Annotated in this window: 16 protein-coding genes and 1 pseudogene; 11 read left to right on the top strand and 6 right to left on the bottom strand. The window is 66.4% G+C overall.

Annotated elements, in window-relative coordinates:
* Positions 1-86: 86 nt before the first annotated feature.
* Genes NRB20_RS29260 through NRB20_RS29270 form a run of 3 tightly spaced genes read left to right on the top strand, consistent with a single transcriptional unit; the run spans position 87 to position 1,733 of the window.
* Positions 87-416, top strand: coding sequence for a hypothetical protein (locus NRB20_RS29260; protein ID WP_153414635.1), 330 nt, complete (start codon positions 87-89; stop codon positions 414-416).
* Positions 394-900, top strand: coding sequence for a DUF6879 family protein (locus tag NRB20_RS29265; RefSeq protein WP_153414636.1), 507 nt, complete (start codon positions 394-396; stop codon positions 898-900). Before NRB20_RS29260 ends, NRB20_RS29265 begins: the two co-directional genes overlap by 23 nt.
* A complete protein-coding gene (locus NRB20_RS29270; RefSeq protein ID WP_319945543.1) occupies positions 897-1,733 on the top strand; it encodes a helix-turn-helix domain-containing protein in 837 nt (278 codons plus the stop codon). Before NRB20_RS29265 ends, NRB20_RS29270 begins: the two co-directional genes overlap by 4 nt.
* Positions 1,734-1,751: 18 nt before the next feature.
* Here NRB20_RS29270 and NRB20_RS29275 read toward each other — a convergent pair whose 3' ends face one another.
* The gene (locus tag NRB20_RS29275; protein WP_153414638.1) at positions 1,752-2,429 is read right to left on the bottom strand and encodes a hypothetical protein; all 678 of its coding nucleotides are present in this window, start codon (positions 2,427-2,429) and stop codon (positions 1,752-1,754) included.
* Positions 2,430-2,608: 179 nt separating this feature from the next.
* Here NRB20_RS29275 and NRB20_RS29280 point away from each other — a divergent pair, with 179 nt between their 5' ends.
* The 7 genes from NRB20_RS29280 to NRB20_RS29310 all read left to right on the top strand — a co-directional run bounded on the left by NRB20_RS29280 (position 2,609) and on the right by NRB20_RS29310 (position 11,957).
* A complete protein-coding gene (locus tag NRB20_RS29280) occupies positions 2,609-3,178 on the top strand; it encodes a dihydrofolate reductase family protein (protein ID WP_153414639.1) in 570 nt (189 codons plus the stop codon).
* 15 nt (positions 3,179-3,193) lie between these two features.
* A complete protein-coding gene (locus tag NRB20_RS29285) occupies positions 3,194-3,547 on the top strand; it encodes a YciI family protein (RefSeq protein ID WP_153414640.1) in 354 nt (117 codons plus the stop codon).
* 13 nt (positions 3,548-3,560) lie between these two features.
* The gene (locus tag NRB20_RS29290; RefSeq protein ID WP_153414641.1) at positions 3,561-4,865 is read left to right on the top strand and encodes an RNA polymerase sigma factor; all 1,305 of its coding nucleotides are present in this window, start codon (positions 3,561-3,563) and stop codon (positions 4,863-4,865) included.
* A 469-nt stretch (positions 4,866-5,334) separates the two neighbouring features.
* Positions 5,335-6,987, top strand: a complete 1,653-nt coding sequence (locus NRB20_RS29295; RefSeq protein WP_319945544.1) for an acyl-CoA synthetase — start codon at positions 5,335-5,337, stop codon at positions 6,985-6,987.
* 147 nt (positions 6,988-7,134) lie between these two features.
* Complete coding sequence (locus NRB20_RS29300) at positions 7,135-8,793, top strand: acyl-CoA synthetase (RefSeq protein ID WP_153414643.1); 1,659 nt, start codon at positions 7,135-7,137, stop codon at positions 8,791-8,793.
* 57 nt (positions 8,794-8,850) lie between these two features.
* A complete protein-coding gene (locus tag NRB20_RS29305) occupies positions 8,851-9,426 on the top strand; it encodes a hypothetical protein (protein WP_319945545.1) in 576 nt (191 codons plus the stop codon).
* A 725-nt stretch (positions 9,427-10,151) separates the two neighbouring features.
* Positions 10,152-11,957 (top strand): PepSY-associated TM helix domain-containing protein, encoded by a 1,806-nt coding sequence (locus NRB20_RS29310; RefSeq protein WP_153414644.1) that lies wholly within the window; start codon positions 10,152-10,154, stop codon positions 11,955-11,957.
* Between the two features lie 71 nt (positions 11,958-12,028).
* Here the strand turns inward: NRB20_RS29310 and NRB20_RS29315 are convergent, their stop codons facing one another.
* The 4 genes from NRB20_RS29315 to NRB20_RS29330 are packed head-to-tail and all read right to left on the bottom strand — an operon-like array spanning position 12,029 to position 13,859.
* Entirely contained in the window at positions 12,029-12,355 is a 327-nt protein-coding gene (locus tag NRB20_RS29315) for a methyltransferase domain-containing protein (protein WP_153414645.1), read from the bottom strand.
* A gap of 60 nt (positions 12,356-12,415) precedes the next feature.
* On the bottom strand, positions 12,416-13,024 hold the full coding sequence (locus NRB20_RS29320; protein WP_153414703.1) for a maleylpyruvate isomerase family mycothiol-dependent enzyme: 609 nt from the start codon (positions 13,022-13,024) through the stop codon (positions 12,416-12,418).
* A gap of 5 nt (positions 13,025-13,029) precedes the next feature.
* A complete protein-coding gene (locus NRB20_RS29325; RefSeq protein ID WP_153414646.1) occupies positions 13,030-13,527 on the bottom strand; it encodes an SRPBCC family protein in 498 nt (165 codons plus the stop codon).
* Positions 13,524-13,859: an ArsR/SmtB family transcription factor gene (locus NRB20_RS29330; RefSeq protein ID WP_319945546.1), complete on the bottom strand. Its 336-nt coding sequence runs from the start codon at positions 13,857-13,859 to the stop codon at positions 13,524-13,526. The genes NRB20_RS29325 and NRB20_RS29330 overlap by 4 nt, the downstream gene beginning before the upstream one ends.
* Before the next feature lie 67 nt (positions 13,860-13,926).
* Between NRB20_RS29330 and purN the strand changes: the two are divergent.
* Positions 13,927-14,541, top strand: a pseudogene (purN, locus tag NRB20_RS29335) (phosphoribosylglycinamide formyltransferase).
* Positions 14,542-14,645: 104 nt separating this feature from the next.
* Here the strand turns inward: purN and NRB20_RS29340 are convergent.
* Positions 14,646-15,218, bottom strand: a complete 573-nt coding sequence (locus tag NRB20_RS29340) for a TetR/AcrR family transcriptional regulator (RefSeq protein ID WP_153414647.1) — start codon at positions 15,216-15,218, stop codon at positions 14,646-14,648.
* Positions 15,219-15,273 lie beyond the last annotated feature (55 nt).

The raw sequence follows: 15,273 nt of genomic DNA on the forward strand, positions 1-15,273 counted from the left end.
GTTCTCGTACGAACCCAGCACATACACGGCACTATGAGATACATGGGCCGCAAGTAGTGGCACACACTTGGACGAGAGGCATAGCCATGCGTTTGACGTTCCTGGGCAAAGGCGGATCGAACAGGGATGGTTGCCCCACGCTGTACGCGACCGACCAAGGCAGCTACGTGGCTGTCGGGTGGCAAACGGACGACCCGGATGTGTTCGAGATTCCACACTTGCTACTCGGGTTCGCGGAACCGGGATACTTCATCGGTGCCCCACTGACCGACACCGGCCGGGGAACCTTCCAGCTGACCGGTCGACCGATCACGGACCCGGATACGCTCGAGCAGATGACGATGGAAACCTACGAGACAGCCATCGAGGTACCGCGTATGGAAAGGACCTACTTTGGAACTCCGGCCGACTACTGAGCTACTGCGTGAATGCCGCTCGGAGGTATTCCATTTGGAGGTTCGGGACGCGTACGGAGTGCCCGACGAAGACGAAGCTTTCCGCGCATTCATCAATGACGAACCGTACGACTACCGGACATGGTTCCACGACTGGTACACGTTCGTTGCAGACCTCACTGCGCGCGGAGTTTCCGTCAGCAGGGTTCGGGTGATATCCGTACCACATAGTGTGTATCAACGGTGGTCGCTGGTTATCGCTGCCCTCAATGTCGAGGCAGGTGAAGACGTACGGTATATACCCCGACATTTGGCCGGGGAAGTCCCTGCCGACGATTACTGGTTGCTGGACAACGAAGCAGTTGCATTCAACCTGTCGGATAAAAATGGCCGAGGCATCGGAAAATCAGCCGTGACCACCGACCCTGTAATTGTTGGTCAATGCCTCCGAATCAAAGAGCGACTCTGGGGCATGTCGGCTCCGTACGCCGAATACGCACAGTGACCAGCTCTGTACAGGAACAGCGGCAAGCTTTCGGGAAACGGCTCCGCGAGCTACGCAGGCGCGGCGGGGTGTCCGGCCGGGAGCTTGCCGCACACCTGGGTGTACATGAATCGCGCATATCAAAGATCGAATACGGGAAGCTGCGCCCATCCGATGTCGACATCCGGGCGTACTGCAAGCTATCCGATGCCAACGATCAGCTCGAAGACCTATTGGCCACGTTGCACCATATCGACTCGGCGTACGTCGATTGGAGGCAAGCACTCGGCTCAGGAATGAAAAAACGGCAACAACAAACTCTGAAACTCGAGTCGCAGGCGAAATTTATTCGCAACTGGGAACCGATGATCGTTTCCGGATTGCTTCAAACCGCTGACTATGCAACCGCGATGATGCGAAACGTTGTCGATTTTTACCGGATACCCGACGATGTAGACGCAGCTGTGGCCAAGCGGATGGAACGCCAACAAGCCTTGTACCGGCCGGGAAAGCGATTCCATATCCTCCTGGCCGAGCAGTCGTTGTACACCACCATCGGCGACAATCAAGTGATGCTCGGTCAGCTCGACCGACTGTACTCGGTCATAGGAATGACTCGGGTAACCGTGGGAATCGTTCCGCAAAAATATGACGGACTGGTCATAGTCGAAAACTTTTTCATGTACGACAATCGCATGGTGAAGGTGGAAGGACACACGGCGAGTATCACTGTCACGCAGCCGGGAGAGATTGCTTTGTACGGCCGGGCCTTCGACACCCTCGCCGGTCGATCCCTGACCGGAGAGGCCGCCCGAGCGTTGATCCGGAGAGCGCTCGAAGCGCGATCGCGGTGAGGGGCGATGTCTCGGTTCTCAGCAGCCGTAGAGTTTGCCGATGCCCTCGGTGGGCGTCTTCTCGCGCAGGCAGCCGAAGGGCTGGATGCCCGCGTCGCTGATGCGGACGGCGGAATCGGTGGTTTTGTCGGCGCAGATCAGGCCGGTGGAGTCCATGCGGCAGGTGTAATCGCCTGTGGTGATGCGGGATCCGTAGGGGAGGTGGTTGCCGTAGCCGCGGACGAAGGGGCCGGGGTCGCCGTGCATGGAACCTACCGATGCCTTGGTTCCGGTGAAGTCGATCCAGTTGGCCACGAACTCGCCCTCGCCGCTGTGGGCCGGTTGGGCGGGCGGGTTGCGGAGGTCGACCAGGCAGTACATGCCGGGCATGCCCTCCTCGGAATCACTGGTGCACTTGATCTTTCCGGTCGGGCTGGTGAAGGCGACGTCGCCGTCCTTCAGCGGGGTGGTGGTGCCGTCCTCGGTGGTCGCGGTGGCGAACTTCGCGGCGTCGGCGGCTCGGCCGGACCGCACCCAGGCATCGACCGTGGCGAACGACGCCCCGCTCTCCGGCGCGCCACCCGATGCGGTGGTGGTGGAACTCGCCGCCGCGGACGTGGCCGCCGCGCTGGGCGGAACCGTCTGTGCGTGTTGTTCGGTGGCGGTCGAACACCCTGCCACGACGAGTACGAGCGCTGCCGATACCGCTATACGCATGCGCTCCACCCTAGGGGCACAGCCACCTCACAGCGAAAGCTCGGCGCGTCACGGCACACCGGCCGTCCGGCTTGTCGCGTGAATCCGCACTTCGCAGGACCGTGTCGATTTCGGGAATGTTCGTTCGACGGGTAGGTGAAGGGGCCGAACCGCGGCCGCACAATCGCGAAGGACAGCAGATGCGCACGATCGTGGCTTTCGAACATCTCACGCTCGACGGATACGCCTCGTCGGAGCAGGGCACGGGATTCGAGTGGACGCACCGCGCCTACAGCGCCGAACTCGCCGAGTACACCAACCACATCCAGGCCGATTTCGACACCGCCGTCTACGGCCGCGAGACCTACCTCGGCATGTACGAGTACTGGGGCAGCCAGCCCACCGCGGACAGCTCGCCGCACGAACGCGCACACGCGGAATGGGTGAACGCCCTGGACAAGATCGTCTGCTCGACCACGCTGACCTCGGCCGACTGGAACAACACCCGGCTCGTCAGCGGCAATCTGACCGAGGAGTTCACGCGGCTCAAAGGCGAAGCGGGCGATACGATCGCGATCTACGCCAGCCCGAAGCTGGTGCACTCGTTCCTCGACCTGGGGCTGATCGACGAGTTCCGGATCGTCGTGCATCCGGTGGTCGTGGGTTCCGGAACTCCGCTGTTCCCGGACAAGACGGCACTGGAACTGGACCTGATCGAATCGAAGTCGTTCGACTCCGGCGCGGTGTACCTCCGCTACCGGAACGCCTGAGCAAAGGACAATCGGATGCGTCATCTACTGCTGATCCGCCTCGATCCGACGGCCCAGCCCGTCGACGGCCCGGACCCCGCGCTGCTCGAGGACATGGGCAAGCTGATCGAGGAAATGACCAAGGCGGGCGTGCTGCTGGACACCGCCGGACTGCGGCCGCTCGACGAGTCGACGCGGGTCCGCCTGGCGAACGGCGAGCTGACCGTTCTGGACGGACCGTTCACCGAGTCCAAGGAGATCATCGGCGGCTACTGCCTGCTCCAGACCCGTTCGCGAGACGAGGCCGTGGAGTGGGCATCCCGGTTCCTGCGCGTGCACGGACCCGAGTGGACGATGGAACTCGAAGTGCGAGAACTGGATCTGGGGTGAGTTCGCACCGGCGATGAGCATCCAGCCCGCCCACCGCGCGGTCGAGGCCGCCTGGCGCATCGAATGGCCACAACTGGTGGCCGGGTTGACGCGCGTCGTCGGCGATATCGACACCGCCGAGGAACTCGCTCAGGACGCACACGTGGCGGCGTTGGAACAGTGGCCGCGCGAGGGCGTGCCGGTGAATCCGGGCGGCTGGCTCATGGCCGTGGCGAAACGTCGTGCGGTGGACCGGTTCCGGCGTGATGCAACCTTCGCCCGCAAGCTGGCGCTGCTCGGGCGCGACGTACTCGAGCAGCAGCAGTCGGGTCATCCCGGCGCCGACGCGACGATCGGCGCCGGGATCTCCGACGACATGCTGCGCATGATCTTCACCACCTGCCATCCCGCACTCCCCCGCCAGGCGCGCGTCGCATTGACCCTGCGGATGGTCGGCGGCCTGAGTACCGAGGAGATCGCACGCGCCTACGTGATCTCCAAATCGACGGCGGCACAACGGATTGTGCGTGCCAAACGCATCATCAAGACACTGCGGATCCCCTACGAGGTCCCAGACGGGAGCGAGCTGACCGCGCGAGTGGACGCCGTCCTCGAGGTGATCTACCTGATCTTCAACGAGGGTTACACCGCCACCTCCGGCGAGGATTGGCTGCGCGCCGAACTCTGCGGCGACGCCCTGCGCCTGGCCCGCATCCTGACCGCACTGCTGCCCGCCGAACCCGAGGCGCACGGCCTCGCCGCACTGCTCGAATTGCAGGCATCACGGCTGGACGCGCGCAACGATCCGGCCCGCCGCCTGGTGCCGTTGGCCGACCAGGACCGCTCGCACTGGGATCAACTGCTGATCCGACGCGGTTTCGCCGCCCTGGCCCGAGCGCACGCGACCGCCCGTGCGCGTGCGCAACCACCCGGCCCCTACGCGCTACAGGCCGCCATCGCCGCCGCGCACGCCTCGGCCCGCACCGCCGCGGACACCGATTGGCAGCGCATCGCCGGGCTGTATGCCCTTCTGGCCCAACGCCTTCCATCGCCGGTCGTGGAACTCAATCGCGCCGTGGCGATCAGCATGGTGCACGGCCCCGCGGCCGGACTAGAACTCGCCGACGCGGTCGAACAAACGGGCATGCTCGACACCTACCACCTCCTGCACGCCGTCCGCGCCGACCTACTCGCCCGCCTCGGCCGCACCCCCGAGGCCCGCGAGGCATTCCTGCGCGCCGCCGACCTCACCGCGAACGCCGCCGAACAGGCACATCTGCGAACACGAGCCGACGAGTGCACGAACCGGGGCACCGACGATGAAGGCCGTCCCGGCTGATCGCCTCCACACCACCGACCACCGACCACCGACCACCGACCACCGACCAGATCGGACCATCCCGGAGCCACACCGCGTGATACTCGATTCATACACGCACACAACGCATTTCCCACTATTCGACGCCCATCCCGACTCGACCGCGCACCGCGCACGGCTCCCTCCCGGCCGAGCATGCCGCCGGAACTACGACCTCATCGCGTTCCACCGCGACCGAGTCACCGCGATGACGCCGCACCAGGCGTGGTCCACCACAGCTGCCTACAGACCAACGACACGTCCAGCGGAGTCCGATCCGCGATCCACGCATCCCGACAGCGCGGAAAAGGTCACGGTGCCGAGAACTGCATGCTCCGATTCGGTACCTCGCACAGTTGGCCGAATTTCTTCATCCCGGCGGACAACGGGCTGCTACCGTCCACAACACCCGGTCGGTTGGCGCACGGTAGGCACGTGGAGGTGTTCGAAGGTGACTTCTGTTCTGGAACAGTTGCAGCGCAAGGTGATTCACACGGTCGAGGCGGTCCGGGGAGTCAACGTGCTGCGCGAACGCGGCATCATCGACCCGGGCAACCTGCTCGAGACGGTGCGCACCGCCAAGGAGGGCTCGGTGCTGGGCACGCAGGCCACCGCGGTGCGGCACGCGACGCGGCTGTGGCCCGACCGCACGGCCGTGATCGACGAACGCGGCTCGCTGACCTACCGCCAACTCGACGATCAGTCCAACGCCCTGGCCCGCGGCCTGCAAGGTATGGGCATCACGCCGGGCACCGTGATCGCCATCCTGGCCCGCGACCACCACGGCCTGCTGCTGGCAATGGCCGCGGCGGGTAAGGCCGGTGCGCGGGTCGCGCTGATGAACACCGGCTTCGCCAAACCGCAGTTCGCGCAGGTGTGCGAGCGCGAGAAGGTCAAGGCCGTCCTGCACGACAGCGAATTCGTCGGCCTGCTCGACGCCCTGCCCGCCGCCCTGCCGCGAGTGCTCACCTGGGTCGACGATGGTCACGAAATCCCTTCCGGCGCAAGCACTATCGAACAATTCATCGAGTCGAACGCGACCACCGAACTCCCCTTCCCGGAGAAGGTCGGCGGCTTCGTCATCCTCACCAGCGGCACCACCGGCCTGCCCAAGGGCGCGCCGCGCGGCAAGATCTCGCCGATGGCGACCATCCAGGTGGTCGACCGGATCCCGTTCCCCCGCCAGGGCACCGCGATGATCGTCTCGCCGATCTTCCACAGCACCGGTCAGGCCACCTGGCTGGTCGCGGCCGCGCTGGGCAACACCGTGGTCACCACGCGCCGGTTCGACGCCGAGGACACGTTGCGCAAGATCGCCGAACACCGCGTCGAGATGCTGGTCGCGGTGCCGACGATGCTGCACCGGATGGTCGAACTGGGTCCGGAGATCCGCGCGAAGTACGACCTGAGCTCGCTGAAGTCGATCGTGCTCGCCGGTTCGGCCCTCTCGCCCGAGCTGACGATCCGCGCCACCGAGGCGTTCGGGCATGTGCTGCACAACCTGTACGGCTCCACCGAATGCGCCGTCGCGACCGTCGCCCAGCCGCAGGATCTGGCCATCGCGCCGGGCACCGCGGGCCGCGCGCCGGTCACGTGCGAGGTGGTGCTGTTCGACGACGACGGCCGTCGCGTCCACGACAAACACGTCACCGGCCGCATCTTCATCCGCTCCGGCGCGCCCTTCGAGGGCTACACCGACGGACGGCACAAGCAGATCATCGACGGCTACATGTCCTCCGGCGACGTCGGGCACTTCGACGAGCACGGCCTGCTGTTCGTGGACGGCCGCGACGACGACATGATCGTCTCCGGCGGCGAGAACGTCTTCCCGCAGGAGGTGGAGAACCTGCTGCTGGAACGTCCCGACGTGTTCGATGCCGCGGTGGTGGGCGTGGACGACGTGGAATTCGGTAAACGCTTGCGCGCGTTCGTGGTTCCCGAACCGGGCGCGACACCCGAGGCCGAGGAGATCAAGGCGTACGTGAAGGGCAACCTCGCGCGCTACAAGGTGCCGCGCGAGGTGATCTTCCTCGACGAACTCCCCCGCAACACAACCGGCAAGCTCCTGCGTCGTGAACTGGTCGAATATCGCATCGCGGAGTAGGCGCGGCCGGATCGATTACGGGTACCGTCGGTAACAGAGACGCTAACCACATACGAGCAGGTCTGCTTGCTAGTGTTAGCACGCACTGGATCTCGATGTTGCGGTCAGCCCGGCCCTGGTCAGGCGGGATCGCGGAAGGTTGTACCTATGTCAGCTGTCCTTCCGTCGGCAAGCAGCACCCTCCGCAAGGTGGGGGATTTGGTCCTCGGGGCCAATACGATGCGCAGACGTGGGCTGTTCGACCCGCTGCGGCTCGACCACGCGGTGCGCTCGGTCGTCGCGATCGGCAAGTACGGGCCGTTCGCGGGTGTGGTCGTGCATTCCGCGCAGACCCGCCCGAACTCCCCGGCCATCGCCGACGAACGCGGTGAGCTGACCTTCGGCGAGCTGGACCGGCAGTCGAACGCGCTGGCCCGGGCACTGAGCGCGCAGGGCATCACCGAGGGCGACGTGATCGCGGTGCTGGCCCGCGACCACCGCGGCCTGGTGCTGACGCTGCTGGCCACCGGCAAACTCGGGGTGCGGGCGGTGCTGATGAACACCGGATTCGCCAAACCGCAGTTCGCCGACGTCGCCGCACGCGAGAAGGTCAAGGCGGTGCTGCACGACAGCGAGTTCATCGAGCTGATGAGCGCGATCCCGGAGTCCATCCCGCGCATCCTGACCTGGTCCGATGAGAAGGACGGCATCGACGCCTCGGTGCCGACGCTCGACTCGCTGATGGCCGGTCAGTCCACCGAGCCGCTGAAGCTGCCCAGCAAACCGGGCGGCATGGTGATCCTGACCAGCGGCACCACCGGCACCCCGAAGGGCGCGCCGCGCGACAAGGTGAGCCCGTTCATCTCCGCGCAGCTGGTCGACCGGATTCCGGTGCCGCGGGACAGCACGATCCTGATGGCCGCGCCGATCTTCCACGCCACCGGACTGTCGCAGTTCACCATCGGTCTGGCGCTGGGCAACCGAATCGTGTTCCAGCAGAGGCGATTCGACCCCGAGGCGACGCTGGCCAACATCGAGAAGTTCGGCGCCGAGGAACTCGTCGTGGTGCCGACGATGTTGCAGCGCATGCTCGATCTGCCCGCCGAGGTGCTGGGCAAGTACGACATGTCCACACTGAAGGTCATCTTCGCGGCCGGGTCGGCGATCCCGCCGGACGTGGTGACCCGCAGCCTGGACTACTTCGGCGACTCGCTCTACAACGTGTACGGCTCCACCGAATGCGCCGTGATCACCGTGGCCACGCCGCCGGAGCTGCGCGGTGCGCCGAACACCGCGGGCAAGCCGCCGGTGGGCATCCGCGTCGCGCTGTACGACGAGCAGCGCAAGCGGATCACCGCGCCGAATGTGACGGGCACGATCTTCATCGAGAACCCGCACTCGTTCAAGGCGTACACCGACGGCCGTACCAAGGAGACCGTGGACGGCATGATGTCCAGCGGTGACGTCGGCCACTTCGACGAGCGCGGGCTGCTGTTCATCGACGGCCGCGACGACGACATGATCGTCTCCGGCGGCGAGAACGTCTTCCCGCAGGAGGTCGAGCATCTGCTGGCCGACCGGGCCGACGTGCTGGAGGCGGCGGTGATCGGCGTGGACGATCGGGAATTCGGAAAACGCTTGCGCGCCTTCGTCGTTCCCGGTCCGGAGTCCAAGCGCGACGTGCAGGAGATCAAGGATTACGTGAAGGCGAACCTGGCCCGGTACAAGGTGCCGCGCGAGGTGATCTTCCTGGACGAGCTGCCGCGCAACGCCACCGGGAAGCTGCTGCGCAAGCCGCTGACGGAGATGGACGTCAGCGCCGAGTAGGGCGTACGGCACCGCCTCGGCGATTCCCGGGCGGTGCCGTCCCGGTATCATTCGCGAGTGATTTTCGACCCCGGCCGGTCCCCGGCCCGCGATTCGGCTGCGGCGCAACAGCGCCGGGGTGCGGTCGCGCGGCTGCGTGGGGGATCGGCCGGTGCGGTTTCCGGTGCGTTGGCGATCGCCGCGCACGGCTGGGCGGCCGGGGCGATGCCGATCCAGTCCAGGACGTTGATGCTGCTGGTCGCCGCCTGCGCGGTGGTCGGCGCCCTGGTGACGACGCTGCGTCCCCTGCGCACCAGCCGAACCGGCCTGGTCACGGCCCTGATCGGCGGGCAGCTGCTGGGACACACGGTGATGTCGCTGGACATGCTGGATATGCCGCACGGTTCGCTGTGGAGCCCGGCGATGCTGGGCGCGCACATCGCGGCCGCATACGTCGCGTCGATCGTGATCCACGGCGCGGAAGCCGCCTACCGAATGCTCGTCGCCGCGCTGTCCCGTGCGTTGCCGCTGCTGGTGCGCCCACCCGCCGCCGCTCCCCCGTCGCCACTGCCGATCACGCACCGCGACCGCGTCATCCATCGAATCCTCGCCGCCACTCCCTGCCCCGCCCGCGGCCCACCCCTCCCGGCCTGATCTCTCGAATCACCCGAATACCCGTGCACGCGAACATCTTTCGCGCGTCACCGAGCACACCGATGACCGTCCGGCCGTTTTGCCGACGGCCGCGCTCATCGTGCCGTCGGGTGAATCCTCGCACCACATAACCGGATCGGATCCACGTCACGTCGGATTCGTTGGCGGACAAGTGTTCCCGTCTCGGAGTTGCTCAGCACCGATCTCGCGGCGTTGCTCCGAAATGCGTCACTGCCTGATCGCGCCCGGTGCCGGTCACACATCGATCGGTTGCCGCGGAACGGAATCCGCTCGGAGTGGGCAATCCCCGCCGAGAAGGTGCCGATCAGGCGGCCGAATCGCTGGATCAGCGGTCGGCGAGAACCCTCGCCGAAGGAGTGCGGCTGGGCAGCACTGCGCGTTCGGAGAATCCGGGGCAGGCGTAGGACATCGCGTCAGTGCCGCCGATCGAAGACGCCGACAGCGAGTTTCGGCCCCGAGCCGCTGTCGTCCCCGGGCAACGGTTCGAGTCCGACAGGGCCGCACGTCGATTCCGTCGGCGGGCCGCGGACCTCGCCGGTCGGCGACATCGACCGGAACACGGCCGTGTGGTGCACGGTGACGTACCTGCCGGAACGCCCACCAGCCGGAAGACGTCCGCATATGAGGGGCGGACGCCCCCGCACACGAGGATTCACCCGCACGGCAGCTCACCCACGGGCAGCAGCCGACCAGGAGCACACGTCATGAGCACCACCAATCCCCCGATCCCCGACACCACCGCCGAACCACCGGCCGCCCCGCCGTCCGACAATCCTGGTGCGTCCGGCAGTACGGGTGCTACGTCTGTCAGCGCTCGGCTCGGTACCGAGCCGAGCGAACCGCACCTCGAGCAACTTGCCGAGCCGAGTGCGGGCGTGACCGGCGATCGAACCGGCGCACCGGACCTACCGACACCCGAAACAGCAGACCTGACGGGGGCCAAGCCTCATGCAGAGACACATATCTCGGTAGCTGTCCTTCCAGACACCGCTCCCTCGGCCGCATCAGGCGACCCGGCACCCACCGAGGCCGATGCTGTTTCGCAGCAGGGCGACGGGTCGCCCGGCGCTTCGGCGACGGCGCAGTCTTCGGGACAACCGGCCGCACAGTCGGATTCGCGTCGCGCGGTCGCGGCGCTGGCGATGCGGTTGCATTTCTATGCCGGGGTGTTCGTCGGGCCGTTCATTCTGATCGCGGCGGTGACGGGGGCGTTGTATTCGGTTGCGCCGAGTATCGAGTCGGTGGTGAATCACGGTCTGCTGCATGTTGATTCGAGGGGGGCGGCGCGGCCGTTGGCGGATCAGGTGGCCGCGGCGGTGGCGGTGGCGCCGAAACTTGCGCTGGTGGCGGTTGATCCAGCACAGCACGGTGGGGATACGACTCGGGTACTGTTTGCCGATCCGGCGTTGGGGGAGTCGGAGCAGCGGGCGGTGTTCGTGGATCCGGTGACCGCGAAATCGGTTGGGGTGAGTGTGGTTTACGGCAGTGCGGGGGCGTTGCCGGTGCGGACGTGGATCGATCAGTTGCATCGGAATCTGCATCTGGGGGAGCCGGGGCGGTGGTACAGCGAGACCGCGGCGTCGTGGATGTGGGTGGTCGCGCTCGCCGGACTGGTGGTGTGGTTGCGGCGGGCGGGGGTGCGGCGGCTGGTGTGGCCGGATCGTAGCCGTAAGGGGCGCGCACGATCGGTGAATTGGCATGCGGCTGTGGGGATGTGGGTGTTGTTGCCGGTGTTGTTCCTGTCCGCTACCGGGATGACCTGGTCCACGTATGCGGGGGCGCATGTCGATGCGTTGCGGGCGCAGTTGAGCTGGACGACGCCGTCGGTGAGCAGCACACTCGCCGGATCCGGTGCGCAGCACGGCGACTCGTCGACCGTGCCCGGAATGGATATGCCGGGGATGAGCATGCCCGGCATGGACATGCCCACGAGCGCCCCCGCGCAACCCTCGTCCACCGATCGAATTGCCCAGGTGGACAGGGTATTCACAGTGGCACGCGCCCACCACGTCGACGGACCGGTCGAAATCACCCTCCCCACAACGGATCACACCGCATTCGTGGTCAAGGAACGCCGCATCCCCGGCTCACTCACCCAGGACGCGATCGCCGTCGACGGCAGCACCGGCCACGTCACCGACATCGTCCGGTACGCGGATTGGCCCCCGATGGCCAAACTCGCCAACTGGGGTATCGCCCTGCACATGGGCACACTGTTCGGCCTGCCCAACCAGCTGTTACTCCTGCTGACGATGGTCGCGCTGATCACCGTCATCGTGCGCGGTTACCTGATGTGGTGGCGTCGCCGCCCAGTGCGCACGGGCCGATTCACCCCGGGCGCACCCCCGCGCCGCGGCGTCCTACGCGGCATCCACCCGGCATACCTGGCCGGACCGGCCGTGATCACCGTCGCCGTCGGCTGGTTCGCCCCGCTGCTCGGCATCACCCTCGCGGGATTCCTGATCATCGATACCGCGATCGGCCTGATCCGACGCCGCACCACGACGTGAATCCCTGATCGCGCACATCCCCGCGACGGTCACCTCACCTGGCACGATCGGTGAGGTGACCCCGCATTTCGTCATCGGCGACGGATACGCCGCGTACCGGGGCCCGACGACCACCGGACCCCTGCACCGGCCGCCGCGGCCTTACACTTCGCCACCGCGAGCACGTCGACGTCGGGATCCACCCCGACGATCTCCGCCCCTGGCTCGGCCCGCCCCAGCAACACCGCGAAAGATCCAGTGCCGCAACCGACATCGACGATGACCTCCCCGGCCCGAGGCGCGACACACATCGCCTCCACCGCCCGCCACAGCCGCTCCCGAGGCAACGCGATGACGGTGTCGTAGCACCGAACCGGCGCGAACCGCCCGAGCGCGGGCGTAAAGCTGCTCTCATTCATGCCCGAAGTCTCACCCGCTCACCACCCCCTCGTCTTGAACAAACCGCTCGCCCGAGCTGTTCACGCACCGATGCGGGCGGCCAGCAGCGGCTGTCCGGGACCGGTGAGTTCGCCCAGCACACTCGGTCGTCCGGTGATGGCAAGCAGCAGCGCCTCACCGGCGCCGCGCACCTCCGGCCCACTGCCGTGCGACCAATCGATGTCGTTGGCGCACAGGCGAAGTCCGCGAATTCGATGCCAGGCTCCGAGGCGCGGGTTGGGCGGTGCCGCATCGAGAACGCGAAGCAGGCGATCGGCGGGTATCTGCCGCGGCATCCCCAGCGGACGACGGATGTCCTGATGGTGAATGGTCCCGTCGACCAAGGCGATCATGCCACCGAATCCGGCGGTCAGACCACTGGGCACCAGATGGTCGTTCAGGAATCGCAGCAGTTCTCCAGGCCCGAGCGAGCCGAACTCCCGCACGCCGACGGCATTGGCGTACAAGAGTTTTCCCTTGATGAAACGTCTGGCCAACCCCCAACGTCCGAGTTCCTCGTAACTGATCATGTGCGCCACCACATCCCGGACCCGCCACCCTTCGCACAACGACGGCTGCTCCCACTGTTCGGGCGTGAGCGTGGCGAGGAATTCGGCCAGATCGATTCGTTCGAGCCGCGCCATCTCCATATCGTTCACGCGGGATCGCCTCCCACGGAAGCACTTTCGGCGTTCGTCGCGAAGAGCCGCAACAGCGTGCTCCAACCGCCACCCTGTTCGGTGATGGTCCGCGCGAGATCCGCACCCGCGACGAGCCGATCCAGGTGACGATGTTCCAACGTCACCGCTGTCCCGTAATCGTCTGCGGCGAAACGGATCTCGACCTCGCTGGCGTGCGCGGGATCGGGGTCGAACTGCCAGTGGCCGTTGATCTGCCAGGTCACCACCAGACGATACGGCGGCTCCCACACCAGCACCCGGCCCCAATCGCATTCGACACCGTCCACGCCCCGCTCGTACCAGCGCCCGCCGACGCGCGGCTCCAGAATCGCGTCGGCCATCTCGGACTGCCCGATGTGATACGCCGCGGGCCACCAACTTCCGAACGATTCGGTGAAGAACGCGAACGCCCGGTCGACGGGCATGGCGACGCTCGCCGAGCCCTGCAACAACGGAACAGCGGATGTGCTCATGCGGAACTCTCCTGTTCGGGATCGGCGACCGCCGCATCGGCGGCCTTCTGGAAACCGGTGAGCGCGTCGTCCCAAATCCGTTGGAAATACGCCTGAATCGCGGCGAGCCCCGCCGGATCGACGCGATAGATGCGCCGCGTGCCCTGTGGCGTGGCCACCACCAACCCGCCGTCCCGCAACACCCGCAGATGCTGCGACACCGCTTGCCGGGTGATCGGCAACGACTCCGCCAACTCCCCCACCGACGACGGCCGCCGAGCCACCCGCTCGAAAATCGCCTGCCGCATCGGATCACCCAGAATACCCAGATCCACATCTCTGAAAGCGGACACGAACGTAAGTGTACGCTTTCACATTCTGACAGCAAGGCACCGCCGAAATCGTGGGAGACTACCGGCCATGCCCAAGCTCCGCGTCGGTGTCCTCGTCTCACACAACGGCTCGAACCTCCGCGCGTTGCACCAGGCATCGCTCGGGCCCGACGCGCAGTACGAAATAGTCGCCGTGATCAGCAATAACAGCGGATCACCCGGCTTGGCGTACGCGCGCGAGAACCGCATCCCGAGCGCACATCTGTCGGGTAGGACCCATCCCGATCCCGACCGGCTCGATGACGCCATCCGCGCCCTGTTGATCGAGCATTCGGTCGAACTCGTCGTCACGGCCGGCTACATGAAGAAGCTCGGCCGGCGGACCCGCAGGGAGTACGCGCCCCGAATCATCAATGTGCACCCCGCGCTCTTACCGCTCTTCGGTGGCCCCGGCATGTTCGGCACCCATGTTCACCAGGCCGTTCTCGATGCCGAGGCCGCCGTCAGCGGTGCGTCGGTCCACCTCGTCGACGACGAATAAGACACCGGCGAAGTGATCGCCCAGGTCGAGGTCCCCGTCCTCGCCGACGACACGGTCGACACTCTGGCCGCGCGCGTACTCGCCGCCGAGCACAGGCTCCTGCCGCTCGTCGTACAGCAGATCGCCAGCGGGCAGCCGCTCTACCTGAACATTCGGCCCTGACCAGGACCCGGCCGATCTCACATCCGCCGCAATTTTTCGCGTGGTGGCCCGTCACGTGCCGCCGACCGGACCGCCATCCCCGTTCGCGGCCCGACCGCTCGGAATCAGCCTCGGAATTCCGCTGCGATTCGGACTTCGGTGAGGGTGCGGCGGGCGAGGGGGCCGAACTCGTCGGTGTTGGTGGGGGCGCTCCAGCGCTCGTAGGCGATCTTCCAGGCGAGGGCGGAGAGTTCGGCGGTTACGCGGGCGGTGAGGGTGGGGACGCCGCGGTTTTCGAGGGCTTCGATCAGGGCGGCGGTGAGGCCGATTCCCTTGAGCGCCTCGCGTTCTCGTAGGTCCGGGTGAGCGGCGATGACGGCTCGGCGGCGGGCGGCGAATTCGCGGCGGTGCGCCGGGAAGGCTTCTCGTCCGATCACTTCCAGGGCGTGTGCGACCACTTCGAGCGGGGGCACGTCGGGTGGGGCGGTGGCGATTCCGCCGACGAGCAGGTCGGTCATCGTGCCGCTGCCGAACAGCACCTCCCGCTTGTCGGGGAAGTGTCGGAAGAAGGTGCTCTTGGTGAGTCCGGCGCGCTCGGCGATCCCGATCACCGTCGTGTTCTCGTAGCCTCGCTCCTCGAACAGTTCGAGGGCGGCGAGGGCGAGTCGCTCCGGTGCGTTGGGTTGCCAGCGGGCCATGGAACCATAGTAGCGGGACTTGGTCCCGTCACTCGATGTATAGTGATGGCACCAA

It is taken from the genome of Nocardia macrotermitis, assembly GCF_009604405.1.
In the GTDB taxonomy this organism is placed as follows: Bacteria; Actinomycetota; Actinomycetes; order Mycobacteriales; family Mycobacteriaceae; genus Nocardia; species Nocardia macrotermitis.

What these genes read in the sequence shown, in the direction of transcription:
- NRB20_RS29260 (WP_153414635.1), top strand. Translation starts at nt 87, where the DNA reads ATGCGTTTGACGTTCCTGGGCAAAGGCGGATCGAACAGGGATGGTTGC.
- NRB20_RS29275 (WP_153414638.1), bottom strand. Translation starts at nt 2,429, where the DNA reads ATGCGTATAGCGGTATCGGCAGCGCTCGTACTCGTCGTGGCAGGGTGT.
- NRB20_RS29280 (WP_153414639.1), top strand. Translation starts at nt 2,609, where the DNA reads ATGCGCACGATCGTGGCTTTCGAACATCTCACGCTCGACGGATACGCC.
- NRB20_RS29285 (WP_153414640.1), top strand. Translation starts at nt 3,194, where the DNA reads ATGCGTCATCTACTGCTGATCCGCCTCGATCCGACGGCCCAGCCCGTC.
- NRB20_RS29290 (WP_153414641.1), top strand. Translation starts at nt 3,561, where the DNA reads ATGAGCATCCAGCCCGCCCACCGCGCGGTCGAGGCCGCCTGGCGCATC.
- NRB20_RS29300 (WP_153414643.1), top strand. Translation starts at nt 7,135, where the DNA reads ATGTCAGCTGTCCTTCCGTCGGCAAGCAGCACCCTCCGCAAGGTGGGG.
- NRB20_RS29310 (WP_153414644.1), top strand. Translation starts at nt 10,152, where the DNA reads ATGAGCACCACCAATCCCCCGATCCCCGACACCACCGCCGAACCACCG.
- NRB20_RS29315 (WP_153414645.1), bottom strand. Translation starts at nt 12,355, where the DNA reads ATGAATGAGAGCAGCTTTACGCCCGCGCTCGGGCGGTTCGCGCCGGTT.
- NRB20_RS29320 (WP_153414703.1), bottom strand. Translation starts at nt 13,024, where the DNA reads ATGGAGATGGCGCGGCTCGAACGAATCGATCTGGCCGAATTCCTCGCC.
- NRB20_RS29325 (WP_153414646.1), bottom strand. Translation starts at nt 13,527, where the DNA reads ATGAGCACATCCGCTGTTCCGTTGTTGCAGGGCTCGGCGAGCGTCGCC.
- NRB20_RS29340 (WP_153414647.1), bottom strand. Translation starts at nt 15,218, where the DNA reads ATGGCCCGCTGGCAACCCAACGCACCGGAGCGACTCGCCCTCGCCGCC.